12 protein-coding genes, 1 tRNA gene and 1 pseudogene are annotated in these 16,120 nt (G+C 34.1%); 9 read left to right on the plus strand and 5 right to left on the minus strand.

The genetic code is table 11. The features are described 5' to 3' along the window. Positions 1–227: 227 nt before the first annotated feature. The 3 genes from ftsH to OPR52_RS01125 all read right to left on the minus strand — a co-directional run bounded on the left by ftsH (position 228) and on the right by OPR52_RS01125 (position 4,038). A complete protein-coding gene (gene ftsH, locus OPR52_RS01115; protein ID WP_012673393.1) occupies positions 228–2,066 on the minus strand; it encodes an ATP-dependent zinc metalloprotease FtsH in 1,839 nt (612 codons plus the stop codon). Between the two features lie 12 nt (positions 2,067–2,078). Then, entirely contained in the window at positions 2,079–3,374 is a 1,296-nt protein-coding gene (gene tilS / locus OPR52_RS01120; protein ID WP_007548788.1) for a tRNA lysidine(34) synthetase TilS, read from the minus strand. 184 nt (positions 3,375–3,558) lie between these two features. Further along, positions 3,559–4,038: an OmpA family protein gene (locus OPR52_RS01125; protein ID WP_010081889.1), complete on the minus strand. Its 480-nt coding sequence runs from the start codon at positions 4,036–4,038 to the stop codon at positions 3,559–3,561. Between the two features lie 275 nt (positions 4,039–4,313). Here OPR52_RS01125 and OPR52_RS01130 point away from each other — a divergent pair, with 275 nt between their 5' ends. From OPR52_RS01130 to ppa, 5 genes are all read left to right on the plus strand, one after another. Beyond that, positions 4,314–5,735, plus strand: a complete 1,422-nt coding sequence (locus OPR52_RS01130) for a gluzincin family metallopeptidase (protein ID WP_264723062.1) — start codon at positions 4,314–4,316, stop codon at positions 5,733–5,735. Positions 5,736–5,758: 23 nt separating this feature from the next. Continuing rightward, positions 5,759–6,835: a rod shape-determining protein gene (locus tag OPR52_RS01135; protein WP_038199625.1), complete on the plus strand. Its 1,077-nt coding sequence runs from the start codon at positions 5,759–5,761 to the stop codon at positions 6,833–6,835. A gap of 316 nt (positions 6,836–7,151) precedes the next feature. Further along, the gene (mnmA, locus tag OPR52_RS01140) at positions 7,152–8,264 is read left to right on the plus strand and encodes a tRNA 2-thiouridine(34) synthase MnmA (protein WP_006279545.1); all 1,113 of its coding nucleotides are present in this window, start codon (positions 7,152–7,154) and stop codon (positions 8,262–8,264) included. Positions 8,265–8,976: 712 nt separating this feature from the next. Next, positions 8,977–10,212, plus strand: coding sequence for a WD1261 family protein (locus OPR52_RS01145; RefSeq protein ID WP_264723063.1), 1,236 nt, complete (start codon positions 8,977–8,979; stop codon positions 10,210–10,212). Between the two features lie 62 nt (positions 10,213–10,274). Then, on the plus strand, positions 10,275–10,790 hold the full coding sequence (gene ppa / locus OPR52_RS01150) for an inorganic diphosphatase (RefSeq protein WP_077188435.1): 516 nt from the start codon (positions 10,275–10,277) through the stop codon (positions 10,788–10,790). A 203-nt stretch (positions 10,791–10,993) separates the two neighbouring features. Here the strand turns inward: ppa and OPR52_RS07820 are convergent. Then, a pseudogene (locus OPR52_RS07820) lies at positions 10,994–11,942 on the minus strand (IS5 family transposase). Between the two features lie 328 nt (positions 11,943–12,270). Between OPR52_RS07820 and OPR52_RS01165 the strand changes: the two are divergent. From OPR52_RS01165 to OPR52_RS01180, 4 genes are all read left to right on the plus strand, one after another. Continuing rightward, positions 12,271–12,361, plus strand: a tRNA-Ser gene (locus tag OPR52_RS01165). Positions 12,362–12,545: 184 nt separating this feature from the next. Further along, positions 12,546–13,691, plus strand: coding sequence for a SurA N-terminal domain-containing protein (locus OPR52_RS01170; RefSeq protein WP_265038289.1), 1,146 nt, complete (start codon positions 12,546–12,548; stop codon positions 13,689–13,691). 87 nt (positions 13,692–13,778) lie between these two features. Continuing rightward, positions 13,779–14,399 carry a ferredoxin reductase domain-containing protein gene (locus OPR52_RS01175; RefSeq protein ID WP_264723066.1) on the plus strand — a complete coding sequence of 207 codons (621 nt, stop codon included), beginning with the start codon at positions 13,779–13,781 and terminating at the stop codon, positions 14,397–14,399. Then, positions 14,383–14,934, plus strand: a complete 552-nt coding sequence (locus tag OPR52_RS01180) for a 5-formyltetrahydrofolate cyclo-ligase (RefSeq protein ID WP_265038290.1) — start codon at positions 14,383–14,385, stop codon at positions 14,932–14,934. The genes OPR52_RS01175 and OPR52_RS01180 overlap by 17 nt, the downstream gene beginning before the upstream one ends. 53 nt (positions 14,935–14,987) lie before the next feature. Here OPR52_RS01180 and OPR52_RS01185 read toward each other — a convergent pair whose 3' ends face one another. After that, positions 14,988–15,986 (minus strand): glycine zipper family protein, encoded by a 999-nt coding sequence (locus OPR52_RS01185; RefSeq protein WP_265038291.1) that lies wholly within the window; start codon positions 15,984–15,986, stop codon positions 14,988–14,990. Positions 15,987–16,120 lie beyond the last annotated feature (134 nt).

Genomic DNA, 16,120 nt, shown 5'->3' on the forward strand with positions numbered 1-16,120 from the left:
AACATAATTGTGCTTTTCTTCTATAATTCTGATCAATAACTGTACTTACACCAATAGAAGCTATATCAATCATTACTCACACCTCATTAAACATTAATACTAACTGAATGATAGCATTATTGTGATGAAAATGCAATATTATGAATATTTTAATACAATTTATATTGACAGTTACAATTCTGAATGTTTTATTGCAGCGTTAGCTGATTAGCATTTTTAAGATGAGGTCAACTCTCATAGAGAGAGGATTTTTTTATTTTCTCATTCTTCTCATTTTCCTCTCTAACAATTTTTTTTCCATTTAATATGTCCTTTATTTCATCTCCTGTTAAAGTTTCAAACTCCAGTAGATTTTCGGCAATGAGATCTAAGCCTTTCTTATGCTTGGTCAAAATGTCTTTTGCTTTTTCATAGCAAGAAGATACAACTTTCTTCACTTCTTCATCTATAAGTTTTAACGTATCTTCAGAAATTATCTCAGAACCATGTATGGTTTGTTCGCGATTGTGATAGATCGGGCCTATTTTGTCACTCATTCCCCATTTTGTTACCATAGCGCGTGATAAATCAGATGCTTGTTTTATATCCGAAGATGCACCGCTTGTGACTTTATCGTAGCCAAAAATTAGCTCTTCTGCCACTCTTCCACCCATTGCAACAGTTATATCTGCTAGCATCTTTTCTCTTGTGAGGGACACTCTATCTGTTTCTGGTAGTCTCATAACTAAACCGAGTGCCCTACCGCGTGGAATAATTGTTGCCTTGTGTATAGGATCAGAAGCAGGCATATTAACAGCAATCATCGCATGACCAGCTTCATGGTATGCAGTCAGTCTCTTTTCCTCTTCTGTCATAATGAGAGATCGCCTTTCTACGCCCATCATCACTTTATCACGTGCATATTCGAAATCATCCATGGTAACAATCTTCTTGTTTCTTCTTGCAGCGATAAGTGCAGATTCATTCACCAAATTTGCTAGATCAGCACCTGAAAAACCTGGTGTTCCTCTTGCAACTGTTTTCACGTTTACATCTGGTGCTATTGATATTTTCTTTATATGAGTATTTAATATCTTTTCACGCCCATTTATATCGGGTAAAGAAATAGTAATCTGTCGGTCAAAACGACCAGGTCTAAGCAGTGCTGGATCTAAGACATCCGGACGGTTAGTCGCAGCAATTATTATTACACCTTCATTAGACTCAAAGCCATCCATCTCAACTAATAACTGATTTAATGTTTGTTCTCTTTCATCATTGCCGCCACCAAGACCAATGCCACGATGTCTACCCACCGCATCTATTTCATCTATAAAAATTATACAAGGAGCATTTTTCTTGCCTTGATCAAACATATCACGAACACGACTTGCACCAACACCCACAAACATTTCAACAAAATCAGATCCAGAAATACTAAAGAATGGCACATTAGCTTCTCCTGCAATTGCACGAGCAAGTAAAGTTTTACCAGTTCCAGGAGAGCCAATCAAAAGGCACCCTTTTGGTATTTTTCCACCTAATATTTGAAATTTTTGCCTTTGTTTAAGAAAATCAACGATCTCTACTAGCTCTTCTTTTGCTTCATCAATTCCGGCAACATCATCAAATGTTACTTTTTTTCCACTAGTCATGAGTCTAGCCCTTGACTTGCCAAAGCTTATAGTTCTGTTGCCCCCCGCTTGTGTTTGTTTAAGAAAGAATAGCAAGAAGCCAATAAAGATAAATGTTGGGACCCATGAGATAAGTAATCCACCAATTACGTTCATGGCAGAATCTCCAGTTGAAAAGGAGAATCTCACTTTTCTATCATGTAAATTTTTTATTAGGTCGCTATATATGACACCGCTTGAATTGAAACTTGAACCGTCCCTGAACTTGCCTTCAATGCTCTGGTTTTTTATGACAATATTTTCTACATCATTGTCTTCTAGTCTAGTTAAAAATTCCGAAAAAGGTATAATTGTTTTACTTTTACCTACATTTCCGCTGAACTGAATATAAGCAACTGAAATAAGAACAATAATTACTAACCAGATCAATAAGCCTTCTAAAAATTTTTTCATTTCTATTTGTAACTAAATACTAATCAAGCTTACCAAATTTTGTTTTATCGTGCTATTAATAATGCATTGAACCTTATCGTCATTGGTATTTTTTCCGTTATAATTTACATCAGGATAAGCAAGCACCTTTCCATCTTTTAGCACTACAGGCAAAGAATAGAAAACTTCAGGGCAGCAGTTGTAATCCTTCAGAAATTCAGGAACTTTTTGTGTTTTTTTTAATGGAGCGATGATAACTGAACACTCTTGATTTCCGAGTATTGTGCAGCTAAATCTGTTATCCCATTGAGTAGGTTCATTTAAAGGTAGGTTTAAGGTAATTTCTTGTATCTTTGACGATTCTCTAATTATCAAGATATTTTCTCCATGTTTTCTTATTTTACACCCAGAAAGTGTACAGTTAACATTACTATCCTTTTGCAATATTTTATTAAATATTACGATAAGGCTGTTGTACCTTGGTTTATAATGTTTACTGGCAATTGCCATTATGGAGTAAAGAAGAAGCCTCAAGGCTATTTCCTCTGGCAATTGATAAAACTCACTTAGTTTAATTTCAATATAACCAAGATCATGCACATTAACGCAGTCATTAAACGCAAGGCGTGTGTAGTGCATCAACGCTTTTGCAGCTCTTTTCATATGAAGGGCTGTGAGGCATATTCGCTCTGTTAAAATCTCTTGATTATCACTTGCTTTAAGTAAGTTACGGTATAAAGTTCGCCTGTATTTTAAGTCATAGTTGCTTCTATCTTCGATCCATTTTAACCGATGAAGCTTAGCGTACTTTTCTATTTCACTACGACTAAAATTTAACAATGGCCTAAATATATAAATACCATTTAGGAAAGACTTGTAGTCCATTGATGATAATCCATCTACGCCACTACCTCGCTCTAATCTTAACAAGAACGTTTCTGCTTGATCATCTTTGTGATGAGCAACAAGTAAATATTTAACATTATTATTTTTACACCACTCTGCTAGTAACTTATACCGTGCTTTTCGTGCCTGTAACTGAATATTGCCTTTAATATTTTGCTTCTCCCAATTTAATATGAACGATTCCTTTGCTCCAAGTTCCTTTGCATAACTTACAACAAAATCAGCTTCTTTTTGAGACTCTGGACGTAACCCATGATTTACTGTTAATGCTGTAGGAAGTGAAAGCTTGTTTTTTTTTGCCCAGTTAGTCATTAAGTGCAGTAAGACTATACTATCTACACCACCTGATACTGCAACTGCAACTTGATTGTTATAGAAAGCAAAACTATTAACCACATTTTGAAATAATAACTCTAATTCCATTATGTCTCTTGATGGCCAGACAGGTCAGATCTCTTACGTCATACCGCGACTTATTTGTGGTATATATAGATCCCGCTAACAAGCAACGAAATATGACAAGTTTGTCCTTTTTTGTCTACCCCAGTGCCCTTTCTTTATGTCATCCCAGTGTTTGACACTGGGATCCAGGTTTTAATGCAAGAAACTATTTCTTTATTCCAGAAAATGAAAATTCCACTCTACGATTTTTAGCATGCTCTTTTTCATATTTAGAATTTCTAGAATCATCTTTTACATTAACCAAAGGCTCAGTTTCACCTTTAGAAGCAGTTTTTATTCTGTTTTCTATGTAGGGTGTACAACTAACCATAAATTTTTTAGCTGCATCTGCCCTTCTAGCGCCTAGCGCAAGATTATATTCATGAGAACCACGGTTGTCAGTGTGACCAGTTAAAGTAACCTTCGCGTCAGGGTTATCTTGTAACACCTCCATTACGTCAAGTAATGCATCTGCACTTACTTCAGCAATACTAGATTCATCATAACCAAAGAAAACTCTTTTATCACCTATCTGCTTAACAACAGAATTTATTTTATTTGTTGTATTTGCTCCTTTTTTTGGGCAAGAACTTACACCAGTAAGTAATAAACAAAAACAGCACATTATAACCAGTCTACTCCACATTACTAAACCTCCATAAATTTTAAATAGTGCGTAACTTTAATTTCAGTAGCTAATATCTCTCCATATTGTAATATAGTCAAGAGAAATAAAATACTAAATACTTTTTCTACAACCTTACAATTAATTTTCCTATAATATGCTGGACTCTGAGTAGAAAAATCCAATAAAAGAATAAAAAGTACAATTTTTTATTGTACTTTAAGCAAATATACTTTTAACTTTATTATTAATCTATTACGGTATTAAACAGATGTTTTCTAAAATAATGAACAAATATGCAATCTTATAAGTTTTTAGAGGAAGTATTATATAGGGTAAAGAATATCGAAAATACGCTAAAAGTACTAAACCAAAGCCAATTGAATATAGAGGACAAAGTTGAACAAATGAGTCTTCTAGAAGAAATCAGACATGAAATTATCTCTCATGACGCAATAAAGGAATCATTAGCAGATGCTCTTGGTAACAAAAAAAGTGCAAATACTCAGCAGCTAAAGTTAATAGAGAGAATACATAAAAGCAACAGTGCTGTTCCTATTGATTTAGTAAAGTCTTTATCCAAAGCTAAGGTTGAATGCCAAGATTTATGGAAGCTATCTCATTCTGAAACCAGTAACTTAGAAAAACTAAAAGAACGTTTTACTGATTTAATCACACTCATTCGCGAAGTAGCTTCTATAAAATCGCAGCAATTAAAATGCTCAAAATACGACTCACTGCTTGCTGACTATGACTCTGATATCACAGAAAAGAATATAAGGGAAGTATTCCCCAAGGTAGGCAAATTTTTTAGCGAAAATGTAGATAAAATAATTGAAAAGCAGAAAAAGGATAAGGTTACTAATATACAAAAAGTTGCTACTCAGAAACAGATTGAACTTGGCTCATTATGTTTACAGCAAATGGGTATTGCACTAAATGAGATTCGTACTTCTTATTACTACCCTATAGATTATGATGAATCTGATTTTTGTTATGGTTTATTTTCACTTTTACGGCATAGTGGTTATGCAATTTATCAAAAATGTTTAGCGCAAAATTCTATAAGTAGTCCAATTACGAGACATGTTATGTATGAAACTCAAGGGTTATTCATGGAAAGGATGATTGGAACATCCAGAGAATTTATTGAGTTTATTCAACCACACATAAAAGAGAAATTTGCTATAAAAGGCAAAACTAACGAGAAAGTTAGCAGTGTTGAAAATTTGTACTTGATTTTCAATGAAATAAACCTTTCTTCTTTTTTAAAAAATGCAGATGAATTTAGTCTGTTAGCTCATATTATGTTGAGAACTAGGTTAGAACAAGATATAATAAATGGTACATTGGAAGTCAAAGACCTGCATGATGCGTGGCTGGAAGGTATGAAGCACTATAAAATTCCAGTAAAAGCTGAAAATGAGCTAAACACTTATTTTCAAGATGAATATTGGGCAAGCGGTGTTATGGGATACTTTCCTATAAAAATTATTGCTTTAATTGCTGCTGTGCAGATTTTCTCTTGCGTTAAAAAGAATCATTACGAATCATTAAGTGCTATAATAAAAGGAGATTTTAGTTTACTTATCAGTTGGTTATCTCAAAATATATACAGTGCAAAGTGTGGCCTGGAACTGCTAAAAAAAGTAACAGGTAAGGGTTTAGACGTTGAGTGTGTTACTTACTACTTATCTGAAAAGTATAATTTGTCTTAATAAATGGTTTTCTTGAGTTATGTATGAATTTTGTTCGAAAATTAACCGGAAAGTTTTATAGCCTTTTCACTTTCAAAGGTTTATTCGCTAGCGATATTGCTATAGATCTTGGCACTGCAAACACTTTAGTTTATCAGAAAAATCAGGGAATAGTGCTTGATGAGCCTTCAGTTGTAGCAAGAATAAAAGAAAAAGGAAGTTACGTTCCTTATGCTTTTGGTAAAAAAGCTAAAATGATGCTTGGAAAAACGCCTGGAGAAATAGAGGCGATAAGGCCCTTAAAAGATGGAGTCATTGCTGATTTTAAAAGTGCGGAAGAAATGCTAAAATATTTCATACGCAGTGCAAACACAAAATTCACTGTTAATAAACCTAATATTATCATATGCGTTCCATCTGGATCCACGCCAGTTGAAAGGCGTGCTATACAAGATGCAGCAGAAAGTGCTGGTGCAAATGAAGTATTTTTAATTGAAGAACCAATGGCTGCAGCAATCGGAGCTGGGCTCCCGGTTACTGAACCTGAGGGTTCTATGATTGTTGATATAGGGGGCGGTACAACTGAAGTTGCAATTATTTCTTTAGGCGGAATTGTTTATTCACGTTCTGCCAGAGTAGGTGGCGATATTATGGATGAAGCAATAAAATCATATATTCGTGAAAATCATAAGTTGTTAATCGGTGAAACAACCGCTGAGAAAATTAAGAAAAGCATAGGTTCAGCCAGTCTGCCAGGTGAAAATAACAAAGAGGAAATGATAATTAAAGGCAGGGATTTAGTGAGTGGCATGCCAAAAGAAATGCTTTTATCAGAATACCAAGTTGCAGAGAGTTTAATAGAGCCTGTACATCAGATAATTTCTGCTATTAAGACTGCGCTGGAGAGCACTCCACCTGAACTTTCTTCTGATATAGTCGATAGAGGAATAGTTTTATCCGGTGGTGGTGGATTATTACGTAATCTAGGTAAAGTTATCAGTGAAACAACAAAATTACCGGTTCGTGTTGCAGATGACCCACTTTGTTGTGTTGCCTTAGGTAGTGGAAAAGTGCTTGAAAACATGGATTATTTTGGCCATGTTTTATTCAAGCAAGATTAAATTGTTTTTGAAGGTAGTTTATCGAATTGTTTTGATGGAATTATGTAATATAAATGAGATCCCAGTGTCATGCACCAAGTAATTTGAAGGCAACTTCTAGCAGAAAAGGGTGTCATCCGAGTAGCTAACACTGGGATCCAGGAAACTTGATTACAAATAAATATGCTGTTTTAATGAATTTGTGTAATAGAAGCTAGATTCCAGTGTCAGCTACTTTCATGACATTATCTACTATGTAAATTGCCCCCAAATCAAAACGTTTGCACAGTTGTATGTTGGAATGACACAAGATTTGCGTTTATAAATTAAGGCGGTTATGCTAAAAGAATTTGAAATTGAACCTCTGCTAAAAGATAAAACTCCGCACCAGACTAAGGCTGTTGTTGCAATGTCCGGGGGAGTTGATAGCTCGGTTGCTGCAGCACTGCTACATAACCTTGGGTACCAGGTGATAGGTGTGACTCTTCAACTCTATGGCACTGACGGTAATGCTAACGCAAGAAAGGGTGCATGCTGCGCTGGACAGGATATTTATGACGCTAAGCGTGTAGCTGAAAGTGTTGGCTTTCCTCACTATATTTTAAACTATGAGGAAATATTCAAAAAGGAAGTAATAGAGGATTTTGCGAGTACCTATATGCGTGGGGAAACTCCCATACCATGCGTGAGATGTAACCAAACGGTAAAATTTCGTGATCTATTACAAGTTACAAAAAATCTTGGTGCGGATGTGCTCGTAACAGGACATTACGTGAGAAGGTTAGAAAAAAATGGTGAGGTAAAGTTGTGCAGAAGCATTGATAAAAGTAAAGATCAAAGTTATTTTTTGTTTGCTACAACTCAAGAGCAATTGAAGCTTTTGCGATTTCCACTAGGTGGGTTCTATAAAAGTGATATAAGAAAATTAGCAAAGTATTTCAGCTTACAAATTTCTGAAAAGCCGGACAGTCAAGATATATGCTTTGTTTCCGAAAGCTATAGTAAAACAATAGCTAAATTAGCTCCACAATCTGTACAGAAAGGTAAAATAGTGGATGTTAATGGAAAAGTGCTAGGCGAGCACAGTGGCATAGTAAATTTTACAGTGGGGCAAAGAAAGGGCTTGGGTATCGCACACAATGAACCTCTTTATGTGATAAAAATTAATACAGAAAATAATGAGGTTATAGTAGGTCCGATCAACGTATTAATGCAAAAAAAAATATTGATCAAGGAGTTAAATTGGTTAGAACAACCAAAGGAAGGTATGGAAGTAACTGTGAAGCTGAGATCATCACATGCGGGAAGTTTAGCAACAATACATTCAACTGACGAAAAAAATAAAGCCTGTGTCATTTTAAACGACGATTACTTTGGCATCAGTCCAGGTCAAGCCTGTGTAGCGTATAAAGATGAGCAAGTTATCGGCGGTGGATGGATATGCTCTTAACTAAAAGCTTTAATGCAGAGTGTAAACATACAATAGACTTCTTGCATAACCATATAACATTGGGAATAGAAACAAAAAAACTTGCTTGACAAACTCCGCCAGCCCCCTTATCATGAAACTGAAGCTATTTATTTATCTTCGCAATCTCTGCAGTGGATTAATGACAAAAAAACTTAATGTATTTGGCGTAAATCATGCTTAATTTTTTGCACTATGTGCACCTCATGTCTTTATCAAATTTCTAGCTACACAAGCTGAAATACGCTATTTAAAACATCAAAAAACGCCAACTTAAAAAATGGATAGTGAATAATTAGCTACCCTAGGGTTTCTTTGCCTTTTTTTCTGTTTAGTAAATTTCTTAACGTTTATAATTTAGATTAGTTGCGGCTTAAGAGCAGCTAAATCGCGGTTATTAAGTGTTTAGAATAAAAAAACGCCATACTTGAAAGTATAATGTAAGTAATTAGCCAACCACGGGGCTTCTTTTGCCTTTTTTTTCATTTGGTAAATTTCTTAATGTTTGTAGCTAAACGACAACCGTCATCCCGCTGCGTGTTAGCGGGATCTCTTGTTAGTGGCTGAGATACCGCGGCGGTATAGCTATACCTTTTTCTACTTAGTTTGGGTTATGCAAGAAGTCTAATAACATTTATTGCTATTTTGCCATGTATCCCTTATACTATAAAGTAGAACATTATAGGTTTCAGCAATGATAAAAGAAATTGAAGAACTAATAAAAATTGTTGGTAAGGGTAATTTATTAGAGACGTTATTTATTTTTTTAGGTAGCTTTCAACATGCTGACTTAGATCGTTTTATGGATCACAGGAATCACATAGGTCTGTCTGCATTCATACAGAAGCAAGATGAACAATTAGATTACTATTTTAACTTAAAATTTAGTCTACAAGGGTTGTTTTTAATTTATGCTCTAGCTTATCGAATTCTAAGTGAAAACAATAACCTGAATACTAAAGATGTCATAGATAAAATATATGAAGTTATTAAAGGATCTGAGTTAAATGAATATATAAATGAAGTAGTAGATGGAAGAAAATTAGATTTACTTAACATCTTAGCAAATCCAAAGAGAGAACCAATATTTAAAACAGAAGAAGATTTTGAAAATAAAGTACTCATTGGTCTTAGAAAGTTACTAAGTGAAGGAAATACATTAAACAAATATGACAGAGAATTTGCATTAAATAAGTGCGTTATTGGCTGTTACTACTCTATTCATAATATAAAAGTAGATAAAGATATTGCATTGTTGTTTTCCATAGGTAGTTACTATAAAGAACTTTCACCATCTAATAAATTAATTAAAAAAGGAACATTATCAATAATAAATAATGGAGTTATTTTCGGATATATAGGAAATGTAGCTATCTCATTGCAAAGTATTGGCCTGGAAGATCAAAATGGAGCCATCAAATATACGCTGGATTACAGAAGGATAGGTAGCTTAAACAGAATATTCAATATGTCAGCAGGTTACAATAATCAAGGTTTTTTATGCCTGAAAAGCATTGGACCAACTGTGAAACAGCTGTTGAAGAAGCAAAATAGCAATAAGTTTGAAGAGAGGATAATAAACAACACATATTATTCAGTGCCACAAGAAGAGAATGAATGTAGGCCAAATTTCATTGTCGGCAAGAAAAAAGAAAAGAACCATAAAAACACAGTCTGTAAACTTATTTTAGGTATGTTTGTATTATCTGTTGGGTTATATGTTGCTGATTATTTCTTTATGGAGCAAAAATTGTTCAACTCAATAAAAAATGTTTTGCTACAAGACAACCTTACTAACCTGATAGTTGGTGCGGTGCTTACTATTGTAATAGTATATGCTTTATTTCAATTATCACAGGAACCACCACTTTCAACAGTCAATAAGATGACGAATGAAAATTTAGGACCGCTCCATGCAAAACAAGCTTAGAACTACATAAATGTAGCAATTTAAAAGTACATATTGTATAATCTTAAGTTAAGAGGTGATTTATGGATTTAAGTAAAATAACAGCGGGACCAAATGCGGTGAATGTGGTAATTGAAATAAGTGCAAATGCTGAGCCTGTAAAGTATGAATTTAATAAAGAGCTTGGGTTGTTACAAGTTGACAGATTTTTATCTACCTCAATGACTTATCCTTGCAATTATGGATTTATACCAAATACCTGCGCAGGTGATGGTGACCCTGTGGATGTTTTGGTGCTAACTCAATTTCCCTTAGCATCTAGTGTTTTAATATCGGTACGTCCAATAGGCGCATTACTCACTAAAGATGAAAAAGGAGAAGATGAGAAAATATTAGCAGTGCCTGTTTCCAGTGTTGATAGCTATTATGACAATATAAAGAACTATTCTGATTTATCTAAAAATCTACTAGATAAAATTACTCATTTCTTTTCTCATTATAAAGATCTAGAAAAGGGAAAAACAGTAGCAGTTGGAGAATGGGTTGGTGTAGAAGAAGCAAAACAAATTGTTGCAAGCTCTATTAAAAGCGGAAATTAGTTTTTGTTGATTTATAGCTAAAGTGGCTCTACGATTTGAAAAACAACAAATTCGTCATTCCGCTACGTGTTAGCTGATGAGATACCGCCCACAACTGTACGAACATTGCAATATGGCACATAGTAAACGATGTCATCCCAGTGCTTGACACTGGGATGGCTTTGTTGCATCGCTCTTCGGATAGTAGGTAACGCACAATAAATTTATGAAGCTATCTCAAATTTAGCCATACCAATATCAGTGAACTTATTGAGCAAATAGCATTTAACAAGTAGTTCCTTCTCTCTATTTGTCTCAGATTTATTCCTAAAACTAAACCCGAATGTTTGTTTCAGTCGCGAGAAAAAACTTTCTGTATAAGATCTTTTTCCATAACTCATCTCTTTTTTCCACTTCTTTATACCATCTTCATCATATGACTTTATGAGCTTGACTGCAGAATTTCTTTCAGCCATATAGTCTAACTTTGGATGCTCTGCTGCGTTGTTTTTCGGAGGAATTTTCGTTTTTATACCATATTGATTACACAGCTTATAGAGCTTTTCTCTGTCATATGCCCTATCTGCATATAGTACTTTTATGACATACTGAAAATCGACTTCTTTTAGCAAATCACAAGCTCCATAGTGATCAGCCGTTACTGTATTTTACAGCTATGGCTTTTTTGCTGTTTGTATTCAACATTACATGCAATTTTCTTGTCTGTTCATAGCTGCGATACTTTCTATCTTCGCTATTTTCTTTGCTATGACCAGGAGTGTTGTTGTATATACTAATTCCTGTACTGTCTATAGCAATTTCGATATCTTCCATATTATTTTTATCAATTCTGCAATCATTGATCTTAATATTGAGTTTCTTAAACCTTCTTGATGATTGTGAATAGCTGATAACTTGCAAATTTTTCCCAATTTGCTCAAGGTATCCTGCTATAAACCCAACTGTTTGCCTCAGGCCTATTCTAAATAAACAAGTTACTATGTGCACCAAAATTACAACTTTATCGCTATAAATATTGTTGCCACCTGGTATTTTTGGACCATTCTCGTACCACTTTTCTATGGCTTCGTTGATATAATGAAAAATATTTCCTCTTTTTTCTAGAAATTTGTTATATTCGCTATGGTTACTGACCCTCATTTTTTGTGGCATATTTTTTCTTTCAAGGTTAAATGGCTATTTTATAATGAATTTTGTCAGTAGCCACCAGATTTTTTCAGTTGCTATGCAACAAAGCCCACTGGGATCCAGACTTTCCGTAAAAACGTTATATTTTAACATAACACTTATATGCTCACCAACTTAGTGCTAATCAAAATCCTGGATCCCAGTGTCTGGGCACTGGGATGACAAGAAAGGGAGCACTGGAATTTTTGTTTCAGCATTAGCCATGCATCTGAACAGATACAAATATTGCAATTAAAAGCATTAGACAGGTGGTAGAGGTCTTGGTATTATATAATCTTTAGGTTCTAAATTTGGAAGGGTGGCCGAGCGGCTGAAGGCGGCGGTTTGCTAAACCGTTATACGACCCAAAAGTCGTATCGAGGGTTCGAATCCCTCTCCTTCCGTATACTGTTTTTAGCACGGTTTAAATTCGCTATATTAGCATGTTTTTAGCCTATTTACCAGCGTACCTGATTTTGTTGCAATGGTTTTTATTTCCATTGTCACTGAGATCACTATTAAAAAGTTGGCTAGCATTGACTCAGTATTTATTATAGAATTGGTTATTAACTAAACAACTTTACTTGTATGTATAAAATACTAATTTTACTGTTGATAGTGTTGCCACTTAGGTTGCTTGCAACCGAGATTGAAATTGTTGCAGATGTAAATGGTGAACCAATTTCAAATTTAGATATCGAAAAACGCATCAACTTTATAAATTCATTGTTTGGCACTCAAAGTGTTAATCAAAAAGAAGCAAAGCCTCAAGTGCTTAGGGAGCTAATAGACGAAATTATCATTATCAATGAAGCACAGAGGCTGAATATAAAATTGAGCAACGAGGAGTTAGATAATGCTATTATGTTATTTTTAACCCAAAGTTTTAAACTTAAGGCTAATGAAGTTGATCAATACATAGAGAAGCATAATATAGATCTTGGTATTTTAAGAAAACAAATAAAATGTCAGTTACTGTGGAGCAAAATTATTGAAGTAAGAATTGTGCCATTTATTAATATAAGCGATAAAGAAGTAGATGATGTAAAAAGGCAAACAGAAAAGCCGGATTATCTTATCACGTTCCAAGAGTTTATAATTCCTGATCAAAAAGACAAGGACGTTTATGGTATAGCTGAAGATTTAGTAAAAAAATTACGCAACAGTAATAACCCAGAATCTCTAATAAAGATGCGTAAAGCAACAGTTAATTTAAGTCAGTTGAAAGGCAAACTCAAGAGCGTTTTAGAAGGATTAGAAGTCAGCGACATAGCAGGTCCATTCAGTTTTAGTGAAGGTTACTCTGTTATAAAAGTAATAGATAAAGTACAACTTAATCATGCACTGCTGGAAAGCACTTTAAAATTAAAACAGATTGTGGTTGAAGGTTCAGAAAGTTTATTAGATAATCTCAAGGAGCAAAAAGTTAATTGTTTAAATTTTGATAAATTGGCAGATAATTTTAAGTTGCCAAACGCAAAGGAATTTGAAATAAAAATGCGAGATTTAAATCCTGATTTACAGATTTTATTTAGTAAAACAAGTGTGAATGAAATAGTAGAATTTAGAGAAAATGGCACTGCAAAGTTAATGATGTTGTGTGATATCAAGAGTAATGCAGCGGATATAGAAGCAATTAAACAGCAGATGTACCAACAAAAGATTATGATACAAAGCAACTTGTTATTGGATATTATACGTAAAAGTGCAGCTGTCAGTTATCGGTTTAGTTGAAGTCAGAGAGTGTCCTTGTCTCTGTCTTTGTGTGCCTTTGTTCTACAAAATTTCGAAAAATTTGAACAAATATAGTTAAAATAGCACATGAAGAATATAATGCTAATTGGTGGTGGAGTTGGAAATGCAGTATTATTTTCGATAGGGAAGGCATGTCTTGAAAATAATAACAAGGTTTTGTACTTCGCTGGCTATAAGAAGTTAAGTGATGTATTTAAACGAGCACTGATAGAACGTGCATCAAATGCAGTAGTTTGGGCATGTGAAGAAGGATTGATAGAAACAAGCAGAGATCAAGATAAATCCTTTCATGGTAATATAGTTGATGCAATAGTCTCTTATCAACAAGGAAGATTAGGTATTAATTTGAACGCTATAGATAAAATTATCACTATTGGTTCTGATAAAATGATGAAAGCTGTGAATGAAGCTAGAAAAACAATTTTAAAGCCATATCTGAAATCAAGCCACATAGCAATATCATCAGTTAATTCTCCTATGCAGTGTATGATGAAAGAAATCTGCGCTCAGTGTGTGCAGCAACATATAAATGCGAAAACAGGAGAAAGGAGTTTTGTTTATAGTTGCAGTAATCAAGACCAGGATATGGAGTTTATTGACTTTGACTTTTTAAGTGAGCGTTTGAAGCAAAATAGTTTACAAGAAAAACTTACTGCGAAATGGATAGATCATGTTCAAAGATATTAAACAGCACAAAAAGGAGATAAGAGAGCAATATAGAGCTATAAGAAAAGATATTGATGAAAGTTATTCCAGTTATGCGGCAAATTCCCTTGTTAATCTCTTTAATCAGAACTTAAGTTACGTTAAAGGCAAAACAATAGCAGCTTACATTCCAATGGATGGGGAAATAGATGTTGTGCCTTTGATGCATAGTTTACTCGATTTAGATTATAAAGTAGCAATTCCTAATAAAAATAAGTTACTAAAATTTGAGGAATGGAACAAAACAAATGAAGACATAATTCCTGACGTAATCATTACTCCTGTTATTGCTTTTGATGATCATTTTAATAGATTAGGTTTTGGCGGTGGTTGGTATGATACAATGATAAAAAAATTACGGCCGCTTGGAAAAATATTTATAGGTGTAGCCTATGAAAAACAATATTGTAAAGATTTACCTGTAGAACAACATGATCAAAAATTGGATATTATAATCACTGAGATGTGTGTTAGATTTGAAAGTGGATTGCTCAAGAAAGTGGATAGAAAGGAATAGCGTAATTCCACTTTCTAATAGTAATTTTTGCGTCAAAACGCTCCTCAAATGCATCAATTCGGTCCTGTGATTCCTCCTTCACTCACTCGTGCAGCACTTGAAATACCTAAGTGAGAATTTGGCTTCATTTCATGAGCTTTCTCATTAACTTTTTGTTCTACCTCTTTTATGTCACTACCAATTGCCATAATTACAGGTTGAAATTGATCGACAAGGTTCTTAAATGCTTCCATATCACTTTCATGAGTACTAAGACCTTTGTTCATAAGTCTGCTCATGTCATCTTTTGAAAAATTTTGAATGGTTCCATTCTTTACTAACTCTTGTATAGCAGATCGCTTCCCTTCGTCTTGAAGCATTTTTATGATCCTTATTTTATTCTGGGCCTCTTTTGATTTTTCATCGTCTGTAGGGTATACCATATCGTGAATGAACTCTTTCTCTAATCTAGAGAAGTTAGTCTTTTCCCAAGTCAATTTATCGATTACATTTTTCACAAAACTTTTCACTGCCTTTCCTGCATCAATCGCACCTTTTTTTATCTCACCTCTATGCTGATATATAGCATAACCAATAGCAGCTATAGCAAATAGTGCCACAAACCCTACTAATGCTGCTCCACCACCAATTAATGCACCAGTCACTCCTCCTACTGTTAATAAACCTGCCAGTGTACCCGTTAATGTTGTAACTGCTGCTCCACCTATCACTCCTTGAACTAACAGTTGATTGCCTAAAGCTTCAAGCTTTTCCTCCATGCCTTTTACTTTATTTACTTGTTCAAGCAATATTTTTAATTCATTGTTGTTTTTCTCAAGATACTCCTTTACAATATCTATTGCATTCTTCAAAAGATCTTTATCTTTCATCAGCAATTCAGACACATGCTTAATAGCTGATTCGTCAAAAATTTCACCTTCCTTTTGAAGGCTATTTAGTTTTAATAGCGCCTCCAGTTGTTGTAACAAATCTTCTTTTCCACTAATATATTTTACTATATTTTCAATCAACACCTCTGAATCACCAGTATCTGTTGCACCACCTTGTACCATATTCAATTTCTGTCAATTATAAACATGCTTGATTATACATACTAATTATTAATTATATTATAATAAATATGAGGTAATTAATATAGTTACCCCTTTCCAAATATATAATTTGTATTAAAATATCTAGATTACAT

The organism is Wolbachia endosymbiont (group A) of Hylaeus communis (assembly GCF_947251915.1).
In the GTDB taxonomy this organism is placed as follows: Bacteria; Pseudomonadota; Alphaproteobacteria; order Rickettsiales; family Anaplasmataceae; genus Wolbachia; species Wolbachia pipientis.